We start from the raw sequence: 336 nt of genomic DNA, 5'->3' as shown, positions 1-336 counted from the left end.
AGTTCACCAATCTTAGCTCTGGCAGCGTCTACCCCGACTTCTCGCGCACGCTTAACCATGCTGATGCGGAGATGCGGGAGCGAGAGCCGCTGAAGGTGGGCATGGACTTCAACCGCCTGCACATGGCCGCTGTGGTCTACGTAATCCGGGATGGCCGACCTATTGCCGTGGATGAGATTACAGACGGTCGGGATACTCCATATATGGCTCAGCTATTGGTGGAGCGCTATAAGGACAAGGGTCACGCGGTCGAGGTATTCCCTGACGCATCGGGCGGTAATAAGTCCAGTAAGAATGCCAGTGAGTCAGATTTGACCATTCTCAAGGCCGCTGGAT

At 55.7% G+C, this 336-nt stretch carries 1 protein-coding gene; it reads left to right on the top strand.

Annotation, left to right across the window (positions count from 1 at the left end):
* Positions 1-101: 101 nt before the first annotated feature.
* A partial coding sequence (locus RMT89_RS41855) for a hypothetical protein (RefSeq protein WP_315888997.1) occupies positions 102-336 on the top strand: 235 nt, incomplete at its 3' end.

This window comes from Streptomyces sp. P17, assembly GCF_032436805.1.
Lineage (GTDB): Bacteria > Actinomycetota > Actinomycetes > Streptomycetales > Streptomycetaceae > Streptomyces.
Note: the sequence above shows the minus strand (reverse complement) of the source record. Positions and strands in the feature narration are given on the sequence as shown.